Annotated in this window: 19 protein-coding genes and 1 tRNA gene; 13 read left to right on the top strand and 7 right to left on the bottom strand. The window is 54.0% G+C overall.

Annotated features, from left to right (window positions below; genetic code table 11):
• The first annotated feature begins 114 nt into the window (after positions 1–114).
• Entirely contained in the window at positions 115–3,600 is a 3,486-nt protein-coding gene (locus GEI7105_RS0106935) for a DEAD/DEAH box helicase family protein (protein WP_017659749.1), read from the top strand.
• A gap of 200 nt (positions 3,601–3,800) precedes the next feature.
• Here the strand turns inward: GEI7105_RS0106935 and glnA are convergent, their stop codons facing one another.
• On the bottom strand, positions 3,801–5,222 hold the full coding sequence (glnA, locus tag GEI7105_RS0106930; protein WP_026097481.1) for a type I glutamate--ammonia ligase: 1,422 nt from the start codon (positions 5,220–5,222) through the stop codon (positions 3,801–3,803).
• A gap of 362 nt (positions 5,223–5,584) precedes the next feature.
• Between glnA and apcB the strand changes: the two genes are divergently transcribed.
• Positions 5,585–6,094 (top strand): allophycocyanin subunit beta, encoded by a 510-nt coding sequence (apcB, locus tag GEI7105_RS0106925; protein ID WP_017659747.1) that lies wholly within the window; start codon positions 5,585–5,587, stop codon positions 6,092–6,094.
• A gap of 72 nt (positions 6,095–6,166) precedes the next feature.
• On the opposite strand, the gene rsmA is transcribed toward apcB, so the two are convergent.
• Positions 6,167–6,988 carry a 16S rRNA (adenine(1518)-N(6)/adenine(1519)-N(6))-dimethyltransferase RsmA gene (gene rsmA / locus GEI7105_RS0106920; RefSeq protein WP_017659746.1) on the bottom strand — a complete coding sequence of 274 codons (822 nt, stop codon included), beginning with the start codon at positions 6,986–6,988 and terminating at the stop codon, positions 6,167–6,169.
• A 204-nt stretch (positions 6,989–7,192) separates the two neighbouring features.
• Between rsmA and GEI7105_RS0106915 the strand changes: the two genes are divergently transcribed.
• From GEI7105_RS0106915 to GEI7105_RS34510, 4 genes are all read left to right on the top strand, one after another.
• Positions 7,193–7,264 (top strand) — tRNA-Val (locus GEI7105_RS0106915).
• A gap of 95 nt (positions 7,265–7,359) precedes the next feature.
• Positions 7,360–7,716, top strand: a complete 357-nt coding sequence (locus GEI7105_RS0106910; RefSeq protein WP_026097479.1) for a HesB/IscA family protein — start codon at positions 7,360–7,362, stop codon at positions 7,714–7,716.
• Between the two features lie 234 nt (positions 7,717–7,950).
• Entirely contained in the window at positions 7,951–8,373 is a 423-nt protein-coding gene (locus tag GEI7105_RS0106905; protein WP_017659744.1) for a tetratricopeptide repeat protein, read from the top strand.
• Positions 8,374–8,685: 312 nt separating this feature from the next.
• Positions 8,686–8,877 carry a hypothetical protein gene (locus GEI7105_RS34510; protein ID WP_071591982.1) on the top strand — a complete coding sequence of 64 codons (192 nt, stop codon included), beginning with the start codon at positions 8,686–8,688 and terminating at the stop codon, positions 8,875–8,877.
• A 121-nt stretch (positions 8,878–8,998) separates the two neighbouring features.
• On the opposite strand, the gene thyD is transcribed toward GEI7105_RS34510, so the two are convergent.
• Positions 8,999–9,934 (bottom strand): thylakoid membrane protein ThyD, encoded by a 936-nt coding sequence (thyD, locus tag GEI7105_RS0106895; protein ID WP_026097478.1) that lies wholly within the window; start codon positions 9,932–9,934, stop codon positions 8,999–9,001.
• A gap of 204 nt (positions 9,935–10,138) precedes the next feature.
• Here thyD and GEI7105_RS0106890 point away from each other — a divergent pair, with 204 nt between their 5' ends.
• The 7 genes from GEI7105_RS0106890 to GEI7105_RS29435 all read left to right on the top strand — a co-directional run bounded on the left by GEI7105_RS0106890 (position 10,139) and on the right by GEI7105_RS29435 (position 16,812).
• Complete coding sequence (locus tag GEI7105_RS0106890) at positions 10,139–10,936, top strand: pseudouridine synthase (protein WP_017659741.1); 798 nt, start codon at positions 10,139–10,141, stop codon at positions 10,934–10,936.
• The gene (locus GEI7105_RS29440) at positions 10,933–11,769 is read left to right on the top strand and encodes a helix-turn-helix domain-containing protein (protein ID WP_017659740.1); all 837 of its coding nucleotides are present in this window, start codon (positions 10,933–10,935) and stop codon (positions 11,767–11,769) included. Before GEI7105_RS0106890 ends, GEI7105_RS29440 begins: the two co-directional genes overlap by 4 nt.
• Positions 11,770–11,946: 177 nt before the next feature.
• Positions 11,947–12,822 carry a Tic22 family protein gene (locus GEI7105_RS0106880; RefSeq protein ID WP_017659739.1) on the top strand — a complete coding sequence of 292 codons (876 nt, stop codon included), beginning with the start codon at positions 11,947–11,949 and terminating at the stop codon, positions 12,820–12,822.
• A 24-nt stretch (positions 12,823–12,846) separates the two neighbouring features.
• On the top strand, positions 12,847–13,770 hold the full coding sequence (gene prmC, locus GEI7105_RS0106875; protein WP_017659738.1) for a peptide chain release factor N(5)-glutamine methyltransferase: 924 nt from the start codon (positions 12,847–12,849) through the stop codon (positions 13,768–13,770).
• Positions 13,771–13,814: 44 nt separating this feature from the next.
• The gene (locus GEI7105_RS0106870; protein ID WP_017659737.1) at positions 13,815–14,396 is read left to right on the top strand and encodes an L-threonylcarbamoyladenylate synthase; all 582 of its coding nucleotides are present in this window, start codon (positions 13,815–13,817) and stop codon (positions 14,394–14,396) included.
• A gap of 306 nt (positions 14,397–14,702) precedes the next feature.
• Entirely contained in the window at positions 14,703–15,857 is a 1,155-nt protein-coding gene (locus GEI7105_RS0106865; RefSeq protein ID WP_017659736.1) for an RRXRR domain-containing protein, read from the top strand.
• Positions 15,858–15,897: 40 nt separating this feature from the next.
• A complete protein-coding gene (locus tag GEI7105_RS29435) occupies positions 15,898–16,812 on the top strand; it encodes a sensor histidine kinase (protein ID WP_017659735.1) in 915 nt (304 codons plus the stop codon).
• Here GEI7105_RS29435 and GEI7105_RS0106855 read toward each other — a convergent pair.
• From GEI7105_RS0106855 to rpsF, 4 genes are all read right to left on the bottom strand, one after another.
• Positions 16,757–17,230, bottom strand: a complete 474-nt coding sequence (locus GEI7105_RS0106855) for a GNAT family N-acetyltransferase (protein WP_017659734.1) — start codon at positions 17,228–17,230, stop codon at positions 16,757–16,759. The genes GEI7105_RS29435 and GEI7105_RS0106855 overlap by 56 nt on opposite strands.
• A 300-nt stretch (positions 17,231–17,530) precedes the next feature.
• Positions 17,531–17,794 (bottom strand): 50S ribosomal protein L27, encoded by a 264-nt coding sequence (gene rpmA / locus GEI7105_RS0106850; RefSeq protein WP_017659733.1) that lies wholly within the window; start codon positions 17,792–17,794, stop codon positions 17,531–17,533.
• Between the two features lie 91 nt (positions 17,795–17,885).
• A complete protein-coding gene (gene rplU / locus GEI7105_RS0106845; protein WP_017659732.1) occupies positions 17,886–18,299 on the bottom strand; it encodes a 50S ribosomal protein L21 in 414 nt (137 codons plus the stop codon).
• A 183-nt stretch (positions 18,300–18,482) separates the two neighbouring features.
• Complete coding sequence (rpsF, locus tag GEI7105_RS0106840) at positions 18,483–18,812, bottom strand: 30S ribosomal protein S6 (RefSeq protein ID WP_017659731.1); 330 nt, start codon at positions 18,810–18,812, stop codon at positions 18,483–18,485.
• Positions 18,813–19,166: the final 354 nt, after the last annotated feature.

The raw sequence follows: 19,166 nt of genomic DNA, 5'->3' as shown, positions 1-19,166 counted from the left end.
GGGGGGGTGGGGGGGATGCAACCCTTGTTTATCCCCCCTCAGTCCCCCCTTGGGAAGGGGGGAGGTAGTTAAAAAGCGAGAGACTTATACGATCGCCTACAACGATACATCGCTATGCAATCTTCTAACTTCGACTTTCTCCGCCAACCCTTCCCCGAACTCCACACCGCCGCCCTCCGCGCCGAACGCAGCGCCAAAACTGACCCTCGCGCCGCCTGCTTTCACGCCCGTTTCACCCTCGAACAAGCGGTGAACTGGCTCTACGACAACGAACCCTATTTACAACTTCCCGCCAGCGACAACCTCGGCGAACTCATCCACGAGCAAACTTTTCGCGAAAACCTCAACCCGCCCCAACTGTTCCAGAAAGTCCGACTCGTTCACAAACTCGGAAACCAAGCCGCCCACAACCCCGGCGAGGTTCCCCCAAAAACCGCCGTTGTCGTCCTCCAAGAACTCCATCATTTCCTCTACTGGCTGGCTCGTTACTACAGTCCTAACGGGAAAAACTTGGGAAAACAACCCTTCAACCCCAACCTCCTCCCAGAGACGACGACCCAAACCCCGCAAACTCTCGCTCAACTGCAAACTCTCGAAACTGAACTGCAAGCGGAAACCGAACGCCGCCGCCAAGCCGAACGCCAGCGACTCGCCGATAAAGAAACGTATCAAGCCGAACTCCAACAACTCGAAGCGCAAATCGAGGCGCTGAAAACCGCCAACCAACGCGAACCGGACACCCACGATTACAGCCGCACCCTCGACGAAGCTGAAACCCGTCGCCTCTACATTGACGTGCTGCTTCGCGAAGCCGGACATGACCCCGATGCGCCCCACTGTCGGGAATATCCGGTGACGGGAATGCCGAAATCGACTAATCCCAGCGATCGCGGTTCCGTCGATTTCGTTCTTTGGGACGATAACGGTTTACCTCTGGCGGTGGTGGAAGCTAAGCGAACTAGCAAAAGCGCCCAAGCGGGAAAAACGCAAGCTCGTCTCTACGCCGACTGTTTGGAAGCGGAAACGGGACAGAGACCCATTATTTTCTACAGTAACGGTCTTGAAACGTATATCTGGGACGATCGCGGTGGAAGCCAAGGACAAGGCTATCCTCCTCGTAAAATTCAAGGCTTCCTGCGGAAAGACGAACTCAAACGCCTCATCGAACGTCGCCACAACCGCCGCCGCCTCAGCGATGTTGTAGCCAACGGCGACATCGCCGGACGACCCTATCAACAGGAAGCCATCCGCCGCGTTTGCGAGGTCTTCGAGGACAACCGCCGCAGCGCCTTGCTCGTTATGGCCACGGGAACGGGAAAAACGCGGGTTGCGATCGCTCTGGTGGATTTGCTCGTTCGCGCCAACTGGGTCAAGCGGGTTCTGTTTCTGGCCGATCGCACCGCCCTGCTGACTCAGGCGAAACGCGCGTTTAAGCGCCATCTCGACCACGCCACGATCGCCAATCTCTCCGATGGCGACGACCCGGAAGCCAAGGATATCGTTTTGGCTACCTATCCCACGATGTTCAACCGCATCGATAAAACCGACGGCGACGGCGATAGTGCTACGCACCGCTACCGCGATCGACCGTTCGGGGCGGGTTATTTCGATCTCGTTATCGTGGACGAAGCGCATCGCTCGGTTTATCGAAAATATAAGTTCTTGTTCGAGTATTTTGACAGTCTGCTGTTGGGACTCACCGCCACGCCCCGCAGCGAGATCGATCGCAACACCTTCGAGATTTTCGACCTCCAAGAAGACGAAGACGGTCATTACGCCCCCACCTTCGCTTACGAACTCGGCGATGCAGTGGATGACGGCTATCTGGTTCCGCCGCGCACCCTGGACGTTCCGTTTAAATTCCTTCAAGACGGGATTCGCTACGACGACCTCAGCGACAGCGAACGAGACGAGTACGAAGAACGCCTCGCCGACCCGGAAACGGGGGAAATTCCCGATCTCGTAGATGCAAAAGCCCTCAATCGCTGGCTGTTCAACGACGACACCACCGATCGCGCGATTCAACTGTTGATGGAACGGGGGGTGAAAGTAGACGGGGGCGATCGACTGGGGAAAACCATCGTCTTCGCCCGCAACCACAGACACGCCGAACACATCACGGAACGTTTCAACCGCAATTATCCTGAATATGGCGGAACTTTCGCCCAGGTCATCGACAGCCACGACAGCAAAGCTCAAAGTCTCCTCGACGATTTTTCCAGGGCGGACAAACAACCCACCATCGCCATTTCCGTCGATATGCTCGATACAGGGGTAGACGTACCGGAAGTGTCGAACCTGGTGTTTTTCAAACCCGTGTACTCCCGCGTTAAGTACAATCAGATGGTCGGACGGGGAACGCGCCTCTGTCTGGATTTGTTCGCCCCTGGGGTACACAAGCGGGAGTTTTTGATTTTCGACCTCTACGGAAACGCTGCGTTTTTCCAGCAGGAGATTCCGCAAACCCACACTAAGCCTCAACCGAGTTTGACGACGCGATTGTTGCGAGAACGCCTCGATCTCAGTCAGCGGCTTCCGTCGGATAATCCCCTACGCCGACAGGTTCTTGACGAGTTGCACCAGCACGTCCGTCATATCGACCCGGATAACGTTCTCGCCCGTTCTCACCGCGAGGCGATCGATCCGTTCCGAAGTCGCGATCGCTGGGACAAACTCAGCCCGGAGGATTTGGAAACTCTCGCCGATCGATTGCTAACGCTTCCGAGTTCGCAACCGCCGGAAAGTCGCTTGACGAAAGATTTCGATTTGCTCTGCTGTCAGTTACAACTGGCCATCGCCCAGGGAGAAACTCAGACGCGGGGATTTATGAATTTGCGCGATCGCCTGCGATCGATTCTCGACGGACTCACGGACAAAGCCAACATCAACCAGGTTCGCGAACAGCTCGATCGCATTGAGGACGCCAGAGAGGAATCTTGGTGGATAAACGTCACTCCGGCGATGTTGGAAGCGTTGCGGCGACACCTGCGCGATTTGGTTCGGTTTGTCGATCGCGATCGCCAGAACCTCGTTTATACCAATTTCAACGACGACGTGGGGGACATCGAGGAAGTGGAAACGCCCCTGCAACCGACGGGATACAGTTTAGAGCAGTACAAGCGCAAGGTGACGGCCTTTATTCGCAATCGAGAAAATCACGTGGCGATCGCCAAACTCAAGCGCAACCTCCCCCTCACTGAAAGCGACCTCGACGCCCTCGATGCGTTACTGTCGAGTCCGGAGGCGATGAAGTCGATCGAAAGCCGCCAGCAGTTCGAGAGTCTCTACAAACCCGAGAAGAATTTAAAATGGTTTATCCGCGAAATTGTCGGTTTAGATCGCCAAGCCGCCCGCATCGCCTTCGAGCGGTATCTCGACGGTTCCCGCTTTAACGCCAATCAAATCAAGTTCGTCGAAACTGTTGTTGAATGGTTGACGCAGAACGGGGCGATCGATCCCGCTCAACTGTACGAACGGCCGTTTTCCAATTTTGCAGCGGACGGGGTAGAGGGGCTGTTTGGGGAAGCCGATGCAAACGAACTGTTTTCGATCGTCGAATCGATTAACAGGGCGATCGATGCGTACAGCGATATTGCGTGAACGATTTTCGTTTGAAGTGGCGATCGCTCCCCTTTCCAGAATTCTCAAAATTCCCACAGTCCCAAAAAACCCCGTAAAGTCCTGGGATATCAGAACTCTACGGGGAAAATTTTTGAATTTTTTGAGATGGGAGGAAGTGATATCGGAGGAGATGAAGAGCCATCTCGCCATCTCCTCACCTCATCATCCCATCATCACCGTTAGGCATCGTAATAGAGCATGAACTCAAACGGATGCGGACGCAGACGAATCGGGTTGACTTCGTTATCGAGTTTGTACGTGATGTAATTGTCGATGAAGTCTTCCGTGAACACGCCGCCTTCGGTGAGGAACTTGTGATCGTTGGCTAAGGCGCTCAGCGCACCTTCGAGAGAACCCGGTGTAGAGGGAATCTTGCTCAGTTCTTCGGGGCTGAGTTCGTAGATATCCACGTCGAGGGGTTCGCCGGGGTGGATTTTGTTCTTGATGCCGTCGATACCTGCCATCAGCATCGCCGAGAAGCCGAGATAGGGGTTGGAGGTGGCGTCGGGGCAACGGAACTCGATGCGTTTGGCTTTTGGATTGCTTCCGGTAATGGGAATCCGAATCGACGCCGAACGGTTGCCTTGAGAGTAAGCCAAGTTCACCGGGGCTTCAAAACCGGGAACCAGACGTTTGTAGGAGTTCAGTGCGGGGTTGGTAAACGCCAACACAGACGGCGCGTGTTTCAGCAAGCCGCCGATGAAGTACAACGCCAAATCGCTGAGATCGGCGTAGTTGTTGCCGAAGAACAGCGGTTGTCCGTCTTTCCAGATGGACATATGGGTGTGCATCCCGCTGCCGTTGTCGTTGAAGACGGGTTTGGGCATGAACGTCGCCGTTTTGCCGTATTTGCGAGCGACGTTTTTAATGACGTACTTGTAAGTCAGCGTGTTGTCGGCAGCTTGGATGAGTTCGGCAAAGCGCATCCCCAGTTCGCACTGTCCGGCGGTGCCGACTTCGTGGTGGTGTTTCTCGATGGGAACGCCGCATTCGGCCATCGTCAGCAGCATTTCGCTACGGATGTTTTGCAGCGTGTCCGACGGACCGACGGGGAAGTAACCGCGTTTGTAGCCGGTTTTGAAGCCGAGGTTACCGCCTTCTTCGATGCGGCCAGAGTTCCACAGACCTTCGCTCGAATCGACGTGGTAGTACCCTTCGTGTTCGTTTTGGTCGTAACGAATATCGTCGAACACGAAAAATTCCGGTTCCGGCCCGCAGTAGACGGTATCGCCGATTCCGGTAGATTTGAGGTATTCGAGGGCTTTACCGGCCACCGATCGCGGATCGCGCTCGTACCATTCACCCGTTCTCGGCTCTTTAATGGCACAGAGCATACTTAGGGTTGGCACTTCCATGAACGGATCGATCCAGGCCGTGGTGGCATCGGGAACCATTGCCATGTCGGAGGCGTTGATGGCTTTCCAACCCCGGATACTCGAACCGTCGAAGGCAACCCCCTCGGTAAAGGATTCTTCTTCGATCAAGCTGCGGTGAAACGTGCAATGCTGCCAAATTCCGAACAAATCGACAAATTTTAAGTCGATGAGTTCGATATTTTCGTCTTGAATCATTTTCAAGACGTCTTGTGGCGTTTGAGGCATCTCTTATACTTCTCCCTAACTAATCCATGTAATGCGGGGCGGCCGGGGTTGCTTCTCCAGACGGTACGTGTTGCACGCACGCGACGGCTCTGCCTAACGAATACCTGACTCATCGTAGAGACAGGCGTTGTAAGAATTTGTAACTTTTTATACCAATTAAGCGTAAAAAATGATAAAGATTACAATACTGCTGTTGTGCTTGCCGCTGCTGTACCTGTAGGCAAACCGCAGACTCCGCAGGATTGAGATGAGAAAGAGCGGCAACTCCTGGGTATAAACTATTGTTGAGTTTCCAAAAGTGCGCGTCACAATTGGAAAATAATAGATCGAACGAGATCCAGATTTAGAAGAAGAGGACTTTCATGCAGGACGCGATTACAACGCTGATTAAAAATTACGATTCGACCGGACGTTACTTCGATCGCGATGCGATCGACCGCCTGAAGTCTTATTTTGAGACGGGTACGGCGCGGGTGCAAGCGGCGGCTGCCATTAACGGACAAGCGGCGGAGATCGTCAAGGAAGCGGGATCTCGCTTGTTTGCCGAACAGCCGGAACTGATTCGTCCCGGTGGAAGCGGCTACACGACTCGTCGCTATGCTGCCTGTTTGCGGGATATGGACTACTATCTCCGCTATGCTACCTATGCTTGGGTCGCTGGGGATACGGACGTTCTCGACGAGCGGGTACTGGCCGGTTTGAGAGAAACTTATAATTCTCTCAACGTGGCGATCGGACCGACTGTCATCGGCATCGGCATTCTCAAAGAGATCGTGCAGGCGAAAGCGTCTGAAGCTGGCATCGAAGATACGTCGTTTATTGACGAACCGTTCGATCGCATGATTAGCGTATTGGGCGAAAAAGATATTTAAGAGCTTTCTCAAGCAGTTGGCGGTTGTGGTTATCGCACCGCCAACTTTTTTATGCAGTTCGGACGACCGAAGTTATCTTTGAATTGAATCGATTTCGTTACTTAAGGCTACCCAATCTTTAACGCTTAACCGTTCGGCTCGAATTTCGGGTTCTAGGTTTTGTTTCTCGAAAAATTCCATTAAGCGATCGCGATCGACCAAACTTTTTAAGTTATTTCGTAACATTTTTCGTTTGTTTGCAAATCCTACTTTCACTAAGGTTGACAGCCATTTGGGATTTTCAGCCGGAGTCGAAATGTTCCGTGGTGTAAGTTTGACCACGGCGGATTCTACTTTTGGCGGTGGGTAGAAGGCTTTTCGGGGAACGGAACAGACGATTTCGCAGTCGGCGAGGTACTGCACCCGCACTGACAGCGCACCGAAGGCTTTTGAACCGGGTTTCGCACAGAGGCGATCTCCGACTTCTTTTTGTACTAGCAAGACGATCGAGTCGTAAGGGTTCGGATTGGGTTTGGCAATTTTTCCGAGGAGTTTTTCTAAAATCGGGCCGGTGATATTGTAAGGAATATTAGCGACGACCTTATTCTGATGATGAAATATCTCGGGAGCGACGTTTAAAGCCTCCGGTACATCTAAGGCTAAAAAATCTCCTTGTAATAATATAAAGTTTTCGATATCGCCGAACTTCTGAGCTAATTTTCGGCATAAATCGCGATCGAGTTCCACCGCCACCAGGGATTTCACTTCGGGAAACAGTCGCCGCGTCAACACGCCTTGTCCGGGCCCGATTTCTAACACGCGATCGCTGCTTGACAACTGGGCGGCTTCCACGATTTTATTGAGAACGGCATCGCTACGAAGCCAATGTTGAGCGAATCGCTTTCTAGGTCTCATCAATAGAACAGTTTGATACAAGCGCAATCTTTTATTTTAGCATAATACGGTCGTGCTGTACTCTCATGATGCTGGTCAGTCACGATCTTCACAAGTATTGCTCCTCACTGCTAACCCCTGAAGAAACTCCCCCTCTCTCCATCGCACCATCTCCCCTTTTTCCTCTTGCCATCTCAAAAAGCTTGTGTTAGGATAGGAGTCTATGGGCGATTAGCACAGTGGTAGCGCACTTCCTTCACACGGAAGGGGTCACTGGTTCGAATCCAGTATCGCCCACTGAAACTTTAATTAAATACCATTATGATGAGGTTGTGGTTAGTCACAACCCATCTTTATATAGAAATTAACCAGTACGGGAGTTTTACAGACTGATGACACAAACGACTCAAACTCCGCAAAAGGGTATCCAAATGACGGAAACTGCCCTGAAGCAAGTAATGATGCTGCGCCAACAGCAAGGAAGCGATCTGTGTTTGCGGGTCGGCGTGCGCCAAGGGGGATGTTCGGGGATGTCCTATACGATGGATTTTGAAGATCCCACGAACATCGGCGAACAAGACGAAGTTTACGATTACGAAGGGTTTCAAGTCGTTTGCGATCGCAAGAGCTTGTTATATCTCTATGGCTTAGTTCTCGATTACAATACCGCGTTAATCGGCGGCGGCTTTACCTTCACCAACCCCAACGCGACGCAAACTTGCGGTTGCGGTAGTTCCTTCTCGGCGTAATCGATACAAACGACCTCGAAAAGCCGACTGTTCTCGGGAAGTTTTCGAGTATTTTAAGAGAGAGACGTTCTCAGGCGGGAGCGTCTCTTTTTGGTGTAACGTTTTCCTGTTAGGACTTACGCAATTCGACCGAAACGACTCTAAATGGAGAGGTCGGTGGGCATTGCCTACCCTACAAATAGTGTAGATGCGTAACTCTTGCCTGTATTACAAGCGATAGGAGTATTCTCGACGATGAGTCAACAAATCGAATCGGAATTCGAGCAGGCGATCGCGCGGTATCAAAACGGCGAGTCACCAAAAGCGTTGATCCCGACGTTTAAGGAAATTTGCGATCGCGCCTCGAAAAACAGCGCGGCGTGGACTTGTTTGGCGTGGCTGTACCTTCTCGACGACCGACCGAAATCCGCCTACAAAGCGGCGACGAAAGCCGTCAAACTGACCCCAGAAGATCCCCAGGCGCAGGTGAATTTGGCGCTAGCGATGTTGGAATGCGAGAAAACTGGGGTGCGATCGCACGTCGATCGCGCCATGGGGGTGATGATGGCTTCCTCGGAATTGCGCGAGGAAGTTCAGCGCAACATCGAAGATGGGTTACAGCGCAAACCCGATTGGAAAAGTCTTCTGAGAGTGCGTCGCTGGCTGTTCGAGTCTTAGACGTTCTCGATATTGACGAAATGTTGACAGAATTCGAGGGGGGAATAATTACCTATTCTGGATAATTGTTCGTGTATTTGCCTGAAATGTTAACCCCTCGAGTCTGCTGTCTTCAGCTTCAATGCTCTTTATTTCAAGGGATTCGAGCCTTAGATGCCGTTTCGCTTCTTCTGTTAAATATTACGTGTACTTCACAAAAGCTAAAATAACTTCATAAAAAACAAGCGAAGACAATGATAAGATTTAGTGAAGTCAGACATTAACTATTTCGCATTTTAATTCAGTCAACCATTTTGTTGGAGAAGAAGCATCATGAGTAATAATACCAGAAACGTGTCCGTCAAGCCAGAAACTCGCAATCACAAAGGCTTTTTTATCCAAGACGTCGAATACCAACTCATGGGTGTCGATGAATCCGGCTGGGCGCTTATTTGCCTCGACGATGTAAGCTGCCACTATGTCGATCCCGACAATCTAGAAGCACTTGAAGACCTCGTTGAGTAATCTCGATCTCTTCTAACTTATATTAATTGGCGGCTAGACTAAGGAGTTAGTCTAGCTATTTTTTTGTCTATTTTTTGAGTTGAAGGTCGCGATCGCGACCTTCGGAGGCGATCGCAGGAAACTAGCGATCGTCGAACTCTGCCAGCGCTTCCTCTAAAGCCGGTTTGATAGTGGGATAGCGATACTCAAATCCTTCCGCCAAGGTCTGTTTCGGCAGCACTTGCTGGCCTTTCAACACCACCATCGCCCCTTCGCCGAGCAACAGTTCCAACGCGAATTCTGGCACGGGCAACCAAGACGGACGTTCCATGACTTCTCCCAACACCTGACACAACGTATTCATACGAACGGGATTGGGTGCCGTCGCGTTATACACCCCAGAAAAGGCTGGATTCGAGAGCGCCTCCACAATCAATCGCACCACATCGTCGCGGTGAACCCAAGACACCCACTGGCGGCCGCTCCCGATGGGGCCGCCCGCGAAAAACCGAAACGGCGTCAGCATTTTCCCCAACGCACCGCCAGGACCTAAGACGATGCCGAAGCGCAGCACGGCGACGCGAGTGCCAAATGCCTTAACCTTCTGCGCTTCAGCTTCCCAAGTCTGACAGACCTGCGCCAAAAAATCGTTACCCGGCGTACTGCTTTCGTCGAAGGTTGCCGTTTCGCTCGTCCCGTAATAGCCTACCGCCGAAGCGTTGACGAACGCCGACGGCTTGTCCGAGGCTCGATCGATCGCTTCGACGAGCTTGGCCGTCGTCACCTGTCGACTTTCGAGAATCGATTGCTTGTATTGAGGCGTCCAGCGGCTGTCGGCGATGGGCGTTCCCGCCAGATTGACCACCCCCGTACATCCAGAAATCGACTGTTGCCAATCCCCCGATTGCATGGGATCGTAGCCGACCACCGACACCTTAGAAAACGCGGACGTGGGAAACAAACGACGCGCCTGTTCGGGACGGCGCGAGAGAACGACCACCTCCGTTCCGTCTTGCTGTAAACGAGCGACCAAACGACTGCCGACAAATCCCGTTGCACCTGCGATCGCGACCTTCACGAGCTGCTCCTTTGCTGCTGTTACGTCGTTTTTAATCTTAATCGACCGACGATCGCGGGGCGATCGCGCCTCGACAGAGCCAATCGAAGTGCCAAATCGTAGACTGAGTAAATTTACGTGTAATATTTTGTTTAACGGCTTAGGTGTCGCGTCGAAAAACGACCGCGCCTCAATTTGGCATTTAACAGTCGGGTATGTTCGATCGTGGAAGAACGACTGCAAAAACTTCTATCTCAGTGGGGGATCGCCTCGCGCCGTCGTGCAGAAACCTTCATTCGCGACGGCCGGGTTCGCGTCAACGGACAAACCGCCGAACTCGGAACGAAAGCTGACCCCGAGCGCGATCGCGTCGAACTCGACGGTCGCCTCGTCTCGCCGAACAGCCGTCCGACTCCCTTATATCTTCTGCTCAACAAACCCCTCGGCGTCGTCAGTACCTGCCGCGATCCCCAAGGTCGAACCATCGTACTCGACTTACTCCCCGAGGCGATCGCTCGCGGCCGGGGCATTCACCCCGTCGGCCGCCTCGACACCGACTCCACAGGTGCCTTACTCTTAACCAACGACGGAGATCTCACCTTTCGCTTGACTCATCCTCGCTATCATATACCCAAAACCTATCGCGTTTGGGTTCGCGGGTATCCGCCCGAATCTGCTCTGAGAGCCTGGCGACGGGGCGTTCTCCTCGACGGGCGCACCACTCTGCCCGCTCGAGTCCGAGTCCTCCAACGGGACGAAGCCAACGGTCGAACCCAACTCGAAACCATTCTGACCGAAGGACGCAACCGACAGATCCGCCGGGTTGCCGAACAACTGGGGTATCCCGTCGAGCGCCTTCACCGCACGGCGATCGGCCCGGTATCGTTAAATCCCTCCCCAGGAGACCCCCTTCCTCCCGGTAGCTACCGCCCCTTGCAAGCCTCAGAACTCCAGGCTTTACGAACTCAACTCGACCTAAAATCAGTACTGGTGCGATCGAACCTCAAGGAGCACAGCGGATGAAGTTCACGCGGATTCAGTTCAGAAAAAAAAAGAAAACCACGCGCAACCTCGCCCAGGTGCAAGCCGAAACCCTCGCTGAAATGGGAAGCTACCTGCGTCAGTTGCGGCAAGATCGATCGCTAACGCTCGATTGGATATCTCGTCAAACCCTCATTCCGTCTCGCCTGTTAAACGCCATCGAACACGGACAACTCGAAAAACTCCCCGAACCGGTTTACGTTCAAGGGTTCGTGCGTCGCTTTGCCGACGTTCTCGGTCTCGATGGCATCGAATACGCCCGTCAGTTTCCCACAGGTCTCGAACTCAAACCCCGTCGTCGAAGCTGGCGAGATTCTTCAGCCGCCCAACTGCGACCGCTTCACTTGTACCTGCTTTACATCTCCCTGGTCATCTTTTCCGTACGAGGTATCGCCTCGGTCAATCAACCCGTGTCGATCGACGCCCCCCCTCCGACGACTCTGCCCGCTCCCGCCCCCGCTCCCGCCCCGACTCCCGCTCCGACCTCCTCCGCCCCCGCATCTAACGCTCGGCCGGCCTCTCCTGCCACACCAAACCAGCCCGTGCGCGTCGGGATTACGCTGACCGACGAATCTTGGATTATGGTCGTCGCCGACGGCGAAACGGAATTTGAGGGCGTTCTCTCTGAAGGCACGCATTCTTGGTCGGCGCGAGAAGAACTCACCGTTTTGGCAGGAAACGCCGGAGGGGTCATGATTGCTGTCAATGGCAACGAAGCCCAACCGATGGGAGAACCCGGTAGCGTCGAAGAAGTGACCTTCGTTGCCGACTCTCGCTCGGGTACTTCCTCTGATACGCCCCCTCAAGCCAACTAAAAAGTCACCTTACCTCTCGAGGCGCTATCGCTGACGCTTTTGAGACTGTCCTGAAGTTGCCACAATTTTAAATGTAAAACTATAAAATAAACGGACGCGATGGCGTCAGTTAAAGTTTGACCTCACTGTGCGAGTCGGTCGCGCTGTTTGTCACGCTAACCCCTACTAGGAGTTTTTATGAAATCTATCGTTCGTTGGCTCGCCGCCTTGGGCTTAATGGGAGGAACGTTACTGGGATCGCTGGTTCCGACCTTACCGGCTTCAGCCTTGTCTGAAGAAGAAGTGCTAGAAAAACTAGCAACGATTCCTGTTTTCACCATTACAAACAACGACGGCGCTTTTTTCTTAGATGCCGTCCCCAACGCCCAAAATCAAAGCCAACCCCAACAGTTCGTTCGGGTCTTTTTCGACCTCGAGGACGCCAAACAAGCCGCAGAAGATATCGCCTCTCAACGTCCCGACCTCGAAGACGAACTGCGCGTGACGCTCACGTCAATGGCAGATATTTACATGATGGAACAGGAGTTCGACACTGAGGACGCCAACCCCGAAACGGCGGGCGAAGATAACGAATCTCTCGAGTTTGCCTACATTCCCCCTCGCGAAGAAATGAACGCGGCGGTGTCGCTGCTGCAAGAACAAGAACGAACCTCGGACTTGATCGAAGTTGAAGGACAAAACGGCGAAATCGTTTATATTTTCCCAGGCGTTCCGTTGTTTGCGGCGACGGTGGGAGATGGCGAAAACCAACGATATTTAAGCATTCAACGGAACGGTGAAGCTTTCGTACCGCTGTTTTTCGATCGCGACGACCTGAACGACGCCATCCAACAGGCCGATCTTGGCGAACCCGTCAACACGCAAGTCCTACAACTCGAAACGCTGATCGATCGCATGATCCTCGAAGACGGAAACGATGCCGCCTACGAACAACTGGTGCTGATTCCCACCCGCGAATCGGCTCAGCTGATGGAAAACGTGATTCAGGAAATGCAGGATCGATCGGGGAACGGGACTCCCGTAGAACCTCCCGCCGCCACGCCGGAAAACTAAACGGAAATTCCTACGAAATTCGAGATGTCCGGTTTTTCTGTTTCCGATCCGAAGCCGACCCTCACTGTGGGACGCGATCTGTGGGTGTGGCGATCGCAAGCTCGCCAAGACGCGGAAGCTGTGGGGATCGACCCTGATGAGGTCGATTGGCTGCTGCACCACCGAGCTGGCATCGATCGCCTGACCTTGCACTTGGGAGCGCGAAAACCACCCGAAACGGTCACCCTCGGCTGCTCCCTCCAAGATCTCGATCGCTTGTGGACTCGCCGCTCGAGCGATCGCGTTCCCCTACAGTACCTCGTGGGAACCGTCCCCTGGCGGCACTTCGACCTCCTCGTTTCCCCAGCCGTTCTGATTCCCCGTCCCGAAACCGAAGCGATTATCGACATCGCCGAGACGGCCGCCGAGGACAATAGCGGCGGAATTTGGGTCGATCTCGGCACGGGAAGCGGGGCGATCGCCCTCGGACTCGCCGAAGCCTTTTCCGATGCCTCTATCGTCGCCGTAGATGCCAGTGAAGACGCTCTGACCGTGGCGCGAGCCAACGCCGAACGCTGTGGCGCGAGCGATCGCGTGCGCTGGCTTCATGGGAGTTGGTTCGAGCCGCTGACGCCGTTTGAAGGGCAGGTGCGCGGTCTGGTGTCCAACCCGCCTTACATTCCCAGCGAGGAAGTTTTAACGTTACAGCCGGAAGTGAGACGCCACGAACCCCACCTCGCCCTCGATGGCGGACGGGACGGCTTAGACGCCTTGCGCCATTTAGCCGAAACTGCCCCGGACTACCTAGCCGACGGGGGAATTTGGCTGGTCGAACATATGGCCGGTCAGTCCGAAGCCGTGCGATCGCTGTTAGAGACGCTGGGGTGTTATCGAAACGTCCGGGCGATCGCGGATTTTGCAGGGATCGATCGCTTCGTCTTAGCGTATTTCGACGCGAACCTCCGCTAAAATCGAGAGATTCGCCGAACACACTGTCTCGATAAACTGTCCCGATGACCTTGGTTTCCTTCGATGCCCTCGTCGAGGGCGTGCGCTCTGGTAAAATTGCCAGCTTTCCCACCGATACCGTTCCCGCCCTCGCCGTGCGTCCCGATCGGGCGGCCGACCTGTTCGCCCTCAAACAGCGCCAAGCCACCAAACCCCTGATCCTGATGGGATCTCGAGCTGAAGACCTCTGGCCTTACGTGGCCGGAAGCGACGCCGAACGGCAACAGTGGGACGCCTTGGTCAGCCGACACTGGCCCGGTGCGCTAACCCTCGTTTTACCGGCCGGACCGAAGCTACCGCCACAAATGAACCCCACCGACCCCACAACGATCGGCGTGCGAGTCCCCGACTGCGACATCGCCCGTCGCGTCCTGGCTGCCACCGGTCCTCTGGCCACCACCAGCGCCAACCGTTCCGGGGAACCTCCTTTGACGGATGCGGCGGACATCGATACGGCCTTCGAGGAAATTTGCGTCCTGTCTCCGAACGCCGACGCGCCCCTGTCGGCCTCGGGGTTGCCTTCGACTGTGGCTAAATGGACGGGAGAAGGTTGGCAGGTTCTTCGACAGGGCGCGATCGCGTTGTAGCAGTAGAGTAAAAGAAGAGGTGTGATCGCTCGGGCGAGCGTCACTCGTCACCTTCGAGACGGCAACCCCAGAAGAGTCTGTCAATGACCCACGATTGACTGCCAGGCAGTCCAATCGGGGCATGAGGGGTCTCATCCTTCATCGTAAGCATTGACTAGACCTCAGAGCAGTTATCTGGAACGGACGGCAAAATACTCCTCTCGTTCTGCCCGCTCCAAGCCGAGAAGTCGCTCGGCGCTGTCAGACAGGACATCTTGATAGCTGTGGTCGAAGAGGCAAACACTCCCAAAAGGAGAATTATCTTAGATGCGAGTCCCTGTAGTTTCAAAAGAAGGCGTTCCTCTGATGCCCACAAAACCCAGTCGGGTGAGGCGTTGGCTCAAAGAGGGAAAAGCTGTCAAAAAATGGTCAGATGTCGGAGTGTTTTACGTTCGACTCACCGTCGATCCGAGCAACACCCAAACCCAAGAAGTGGCGGTTGGAGTAGACCCCGGCAAGCACTTTTCGGGTGTGGCCGTGCAATCGGCTAAAGCCACCCTATTCATGGCACATCTGATTTTGCCGTTCGAGACGGTCAAGAAGCGAATGGAGCAGCGACGCACGATGCGACGTACGCGCCGCTCTCGTCGCATTAACCGCAACCGCAACGTGCCGTTTAAGTTTCGCAACCACCGCTCATCGCGGTTTAACAACCGTTGCCAAAACAAACTCCCACCGAGTATCCGAGCTAACCGACAGCTCGAATTACGAGTTGTTAGGGAACTGGCAGCAATTTTTCCCATTTCTACCATCGTCTGGGAATACGTTCGAGCGGATGTCGATCGAACCAGCGGACGGCGAAAGGCTCGTTCGGGGAGGGGTTTTTCTCCCGTAATGGTGGGGCAGCGTTGGGCGATCCGAGAAATGGAAGAAATCGCCCCAGTGGTGCAGTTGCAGGGCTGGAAAACTGCCAACCTCAGACGAGAACTGGGGTTGGTTAAGTCCGGCAACAAAGACGACGCCTCGCCAGAATCCCATGCGGTAGACGGCATCGCCCTGGCGTCGTCTCAGTTCGTTCGATATGAGTCGTTCCACGGAACGAACGTTCGCGGACATCGGTGGAAGGGTAGTGTTTGCATTACTCCCGCACTGTTTCGAGTGATTCGCCGTCCTCCCATCTGTCGGAGACAGTTGCACCTTCTGCAACCCGCCAAGGGTGGAACGCGTCGCAAGTATGGCGGAACCGTCACCCGGCACGGATTCAGAAAAGGCGACTTCGTTCGGGCGTCCAGGGCAGGACGCCAATATCTCGGATGGGTCTCTGGAGATAATGCTCGTCAGGTGTCTGTCAGCGACATTAACTGGAAACGGCTCGGACAGTTCAGCGCTTCTAAAGTGCAGTTGCTCGCCCCCAACACGAATTTGCTGGTCTTGGGAACATCGAACCCCACTCGACCCGCGTTTTGTTCCTCCCGCGCTTGAATCACAGATTTCAAGCGGGGTATCCACAAAGGAGGTTTTGATGAAACGCAAACCTTCTTCAAGTCCCAGTCGCGACGTTCCTCTGACGCCCGAGGATTTAGACGGGATTGAAGATCGAGATTTGCGACGCCGCGTTGCAGCGTTAGTCGAACGCTGCGATCGCCTCGAGCGCAGTCACGAACGTCTCAGTCGCGAGTTGCAGGACTGGCAGTTGAACTATCGCCTCGCGGTCGAACTCGGTCAGTTCAAAGGGGGATTTCTCTCGCGAATTTCCCACGAACTGCGATCGCCGCTCAACGGCTCGATCGGAGCGCTCCAACTCATCTTGGCCGACCTGTGCGAAAGTCCCGAAGAAGAACGAGACTTTTTGGGCAAAGCCCACGAATCCGCTCTCAAAATGGTGGCAATGCTCGACACGATTCTCAAAGTCGCTCGTGCCGAACAGGGACGCGCTCCCCTCAAACTCGATATGGTGCGCCTGTCGGATCTCTTTGAAGAAATTCGCGAACTGTTGTACTTGCAAGCGGCCAACCACAATCACGATTTTCAAATTGTAATGCCCGAGTCCGACGTGCGGGTTTCGGCCGACTTCAAAATGTTGTTACAGGTTTTAGTTCACGGCGTTCAGACGGTATTCGATCGCGTGGAGTACGGAAAATTGCGCTTGTCTGTCGAGGCGGGCGATCGCACGGTCAACATTTGGCTCGATTCGTCTTGTCCCTTCGAGGTGTGGAACGAGCCGGTCGATTTCATGCGATCGCCGCTTCCCGATTGCGATCCCCGTGCGGGGCTTCCTCAGCTATCTTGGGGGCTTACGGTACTGGTCGATCGCGCTTTACTCGACTTAATGCAGGGGGATTTAACGGTTCTCGATCCCCCTGGAGATCGTCGAGACTGGGTCAGTCGGATTCAATACTCGCTCCCACGGGAACGTCCGGTCTCGGAAGTGGACTGACGAGGGGCGTGTTGTGCAGCACCATCGTCGTCGTCGAATTTTCCTCGAAGCCGATGCGTTCGTAAAATCGCTGTTGGTAGGTCGTCATCAAATACACCCGTTCGACGCGGTTGACGCGAGGGTGGCTCAATACGGTTTCGACTAATTTACGACCGATACCCAATCCCTGATATTCGGGATGGACGACGACGTCCCAAATGGTAGCGCGGTAAATTCCATCGGAGGTGGCGCGGGCAAATCCTGTTAAGCGATCGCGGTCCCAAACTGTAATGACGGGTTCGCTGTTGGCGATCGCGATTTCGAGGTCTTCGAGGCGGCGCTCGGCTGCCCAAAACGCGGCGAGATCGAATAGGGCTTTGACTTGGTAAACGTTAATTTCGGATTTGCGATCGCAATAACGAACGTTTCTGCAATCCATTGACTCAAACCTCTCCTAAACCTGCAATCTGACAGGCTTAATAACGGCTGTATTGAAACGAGCTGGAATATTTGTAGCAAATCTTGCTAAATTTTGGTAGCGAAATTTACACTGTCCGCGATCGTTTTCTAACATCCAGGTTCGACAACGGAAACTATCTGAAACGTGGGGATCGCCCGCTGTCGAAACTCTGTGGCGATCTCCTCGAGATCGCTCGCTCCAATTTCCCCTAAAATTCATATAAAAATCGGTGCGTCAAGATACCTTAACGCACCGTTTGGAAAACAGGCAACGGTCTGTTTAAGCGTCAGCTTCGGCGTAAACGCTGACTTTTTTACGGCTGCGGGTTTTGTGTTCGAAGGTCACGATTCCATCGATCAGAGCGAACAGCGTATCGTCCCGTCCGATACCGACGTTCGTGCCGGGATGAATTTTTGTACCGCGCTGGCGGACTAAAATGTTACCCGCTTTAACCACTTGGCCGCCGTAACGCTTGACGCCCAAGCGTTTAGCGTTAGAATCGCGACCGTTACGAGTACTACCGGTTCCTTTCTTGTGAGCCATCGTTTCTCCTCAATTTGGATTTTCGACAAACAACCAATTCCCGTGAAATCTCACCGCGACATTTCACGGAGCGATCGGCGATCGCGATCTCTTATTCTGCCGTAGTTTCGGCAACCTCAGCCACCAGTTCCGTCGGCTCGGCGGACAAAGCGCTTTCCTCGAAGGCATTGCTTTGAGCCAAGACCGTACCGTTGACGCTGATACGTTCGATCGCCAACCGCGTGAGTTCCTGACGGTGACCGCGCTTTTTGCGGGTTTTCTTCTTCGGCTGCATCTTGTAGACGATTACCTTGCGACCCCGGCGGTGTTCCAACACCTTGCCTTCCACCGTAGCGCCTTCAACCCAAGGTTGTCCCACGTGGGCGTCGTCTTCGTGGCGAACGAACAGAACCTTATCGATGGTCACGGCTTCGCCGGGTTCCACATGCAACAGTTCCACATCGTAGAACCGACCGGGTTCTACCATGACCTGCTTTCCGCCAGTTTCGATAATTGCGTAAGTCATCAAACCGTCCTTTCTAAATTGCCGTAGGGGTAGCCAGATCGCATTGCGACGCTATGGCTTTGCGATACTGTGCTTTTGTGCGACCCGTTCCGAGCTGAAACAAAAGAGCCAACTTCCTATTATCGCAAGTTGGCGCTTTCACTGTCAAGATTTCGTCGAGACAACGAGTCGAGATCGATCGCCTTACTCTTCCTCGTCGCCGCCTTCAGCGGTGGCTGCAACGACAGGTTGCTTCACCGTCAGATAGCGCAGCACCTCTTCAGACATTCTCATGGCGCGTTCGAGTTTCGCGATCGCATCTCCCGGCGCGTCGTAGTTCATTTGAACGTAAACACCATCGCGATGGTCTTCAATCTCGTAAGCCAAACGGCGTTTACCCCGGTGTTGAATATCGAGGTTTTGAGCGCCGTTTTCTTCCAACAGCGTGCGATACTTGTCGATTTCGATATCCGTGCGCTCTTCTCCCAAGTCGGGGCGCAGGATGTACATCGTTTCGTAGATAAACTCTTTCATGATCTGTCCTAATCAGTCCTTATGGTCACAGTGGCGTTCGAGCCGTCGAAATGGTCACAGTGGCGTTCGAGCCGTCGAATCCAACCGCCCGAAGCAAGGAGTGAACGTTCGATCGCCCCTCAAACCAACCGTCGCAGCGAGGGCGATCGATGCCGTCTCTTGTGCCTGATATCGACCGATTCGGGGACGTGACGCCCCCACCCAGTCTAAATCCAAGGCGACTTACTACTATACCCCAAAGTCGCCCCCGTTCGATCTCAAACGCGATCGATATCCTCTCTCAGTCTCTCTGTGTTCTCTGTGTCGGGTGTTGTGAAACGGTGCTTCCGGCGAATTCAGGCTGTTGGCAAAACC

Origin of the sequence: Baaleninema simplex PCC 7105 (assembly GCF_000332355.1) — a bacterium.
GTDB lineage: Bacteria > Cyanobacteriota > Cyanobacteriia > Cyanobacteriales > Geitlerinemataceae > Baaleninema > Baaleninema simplex.
The sequence above is the reverse complement of the archived record's forward strand: the minus strand, read 5'-3'. Positions and strand labels throughout refer to the sequence as shown.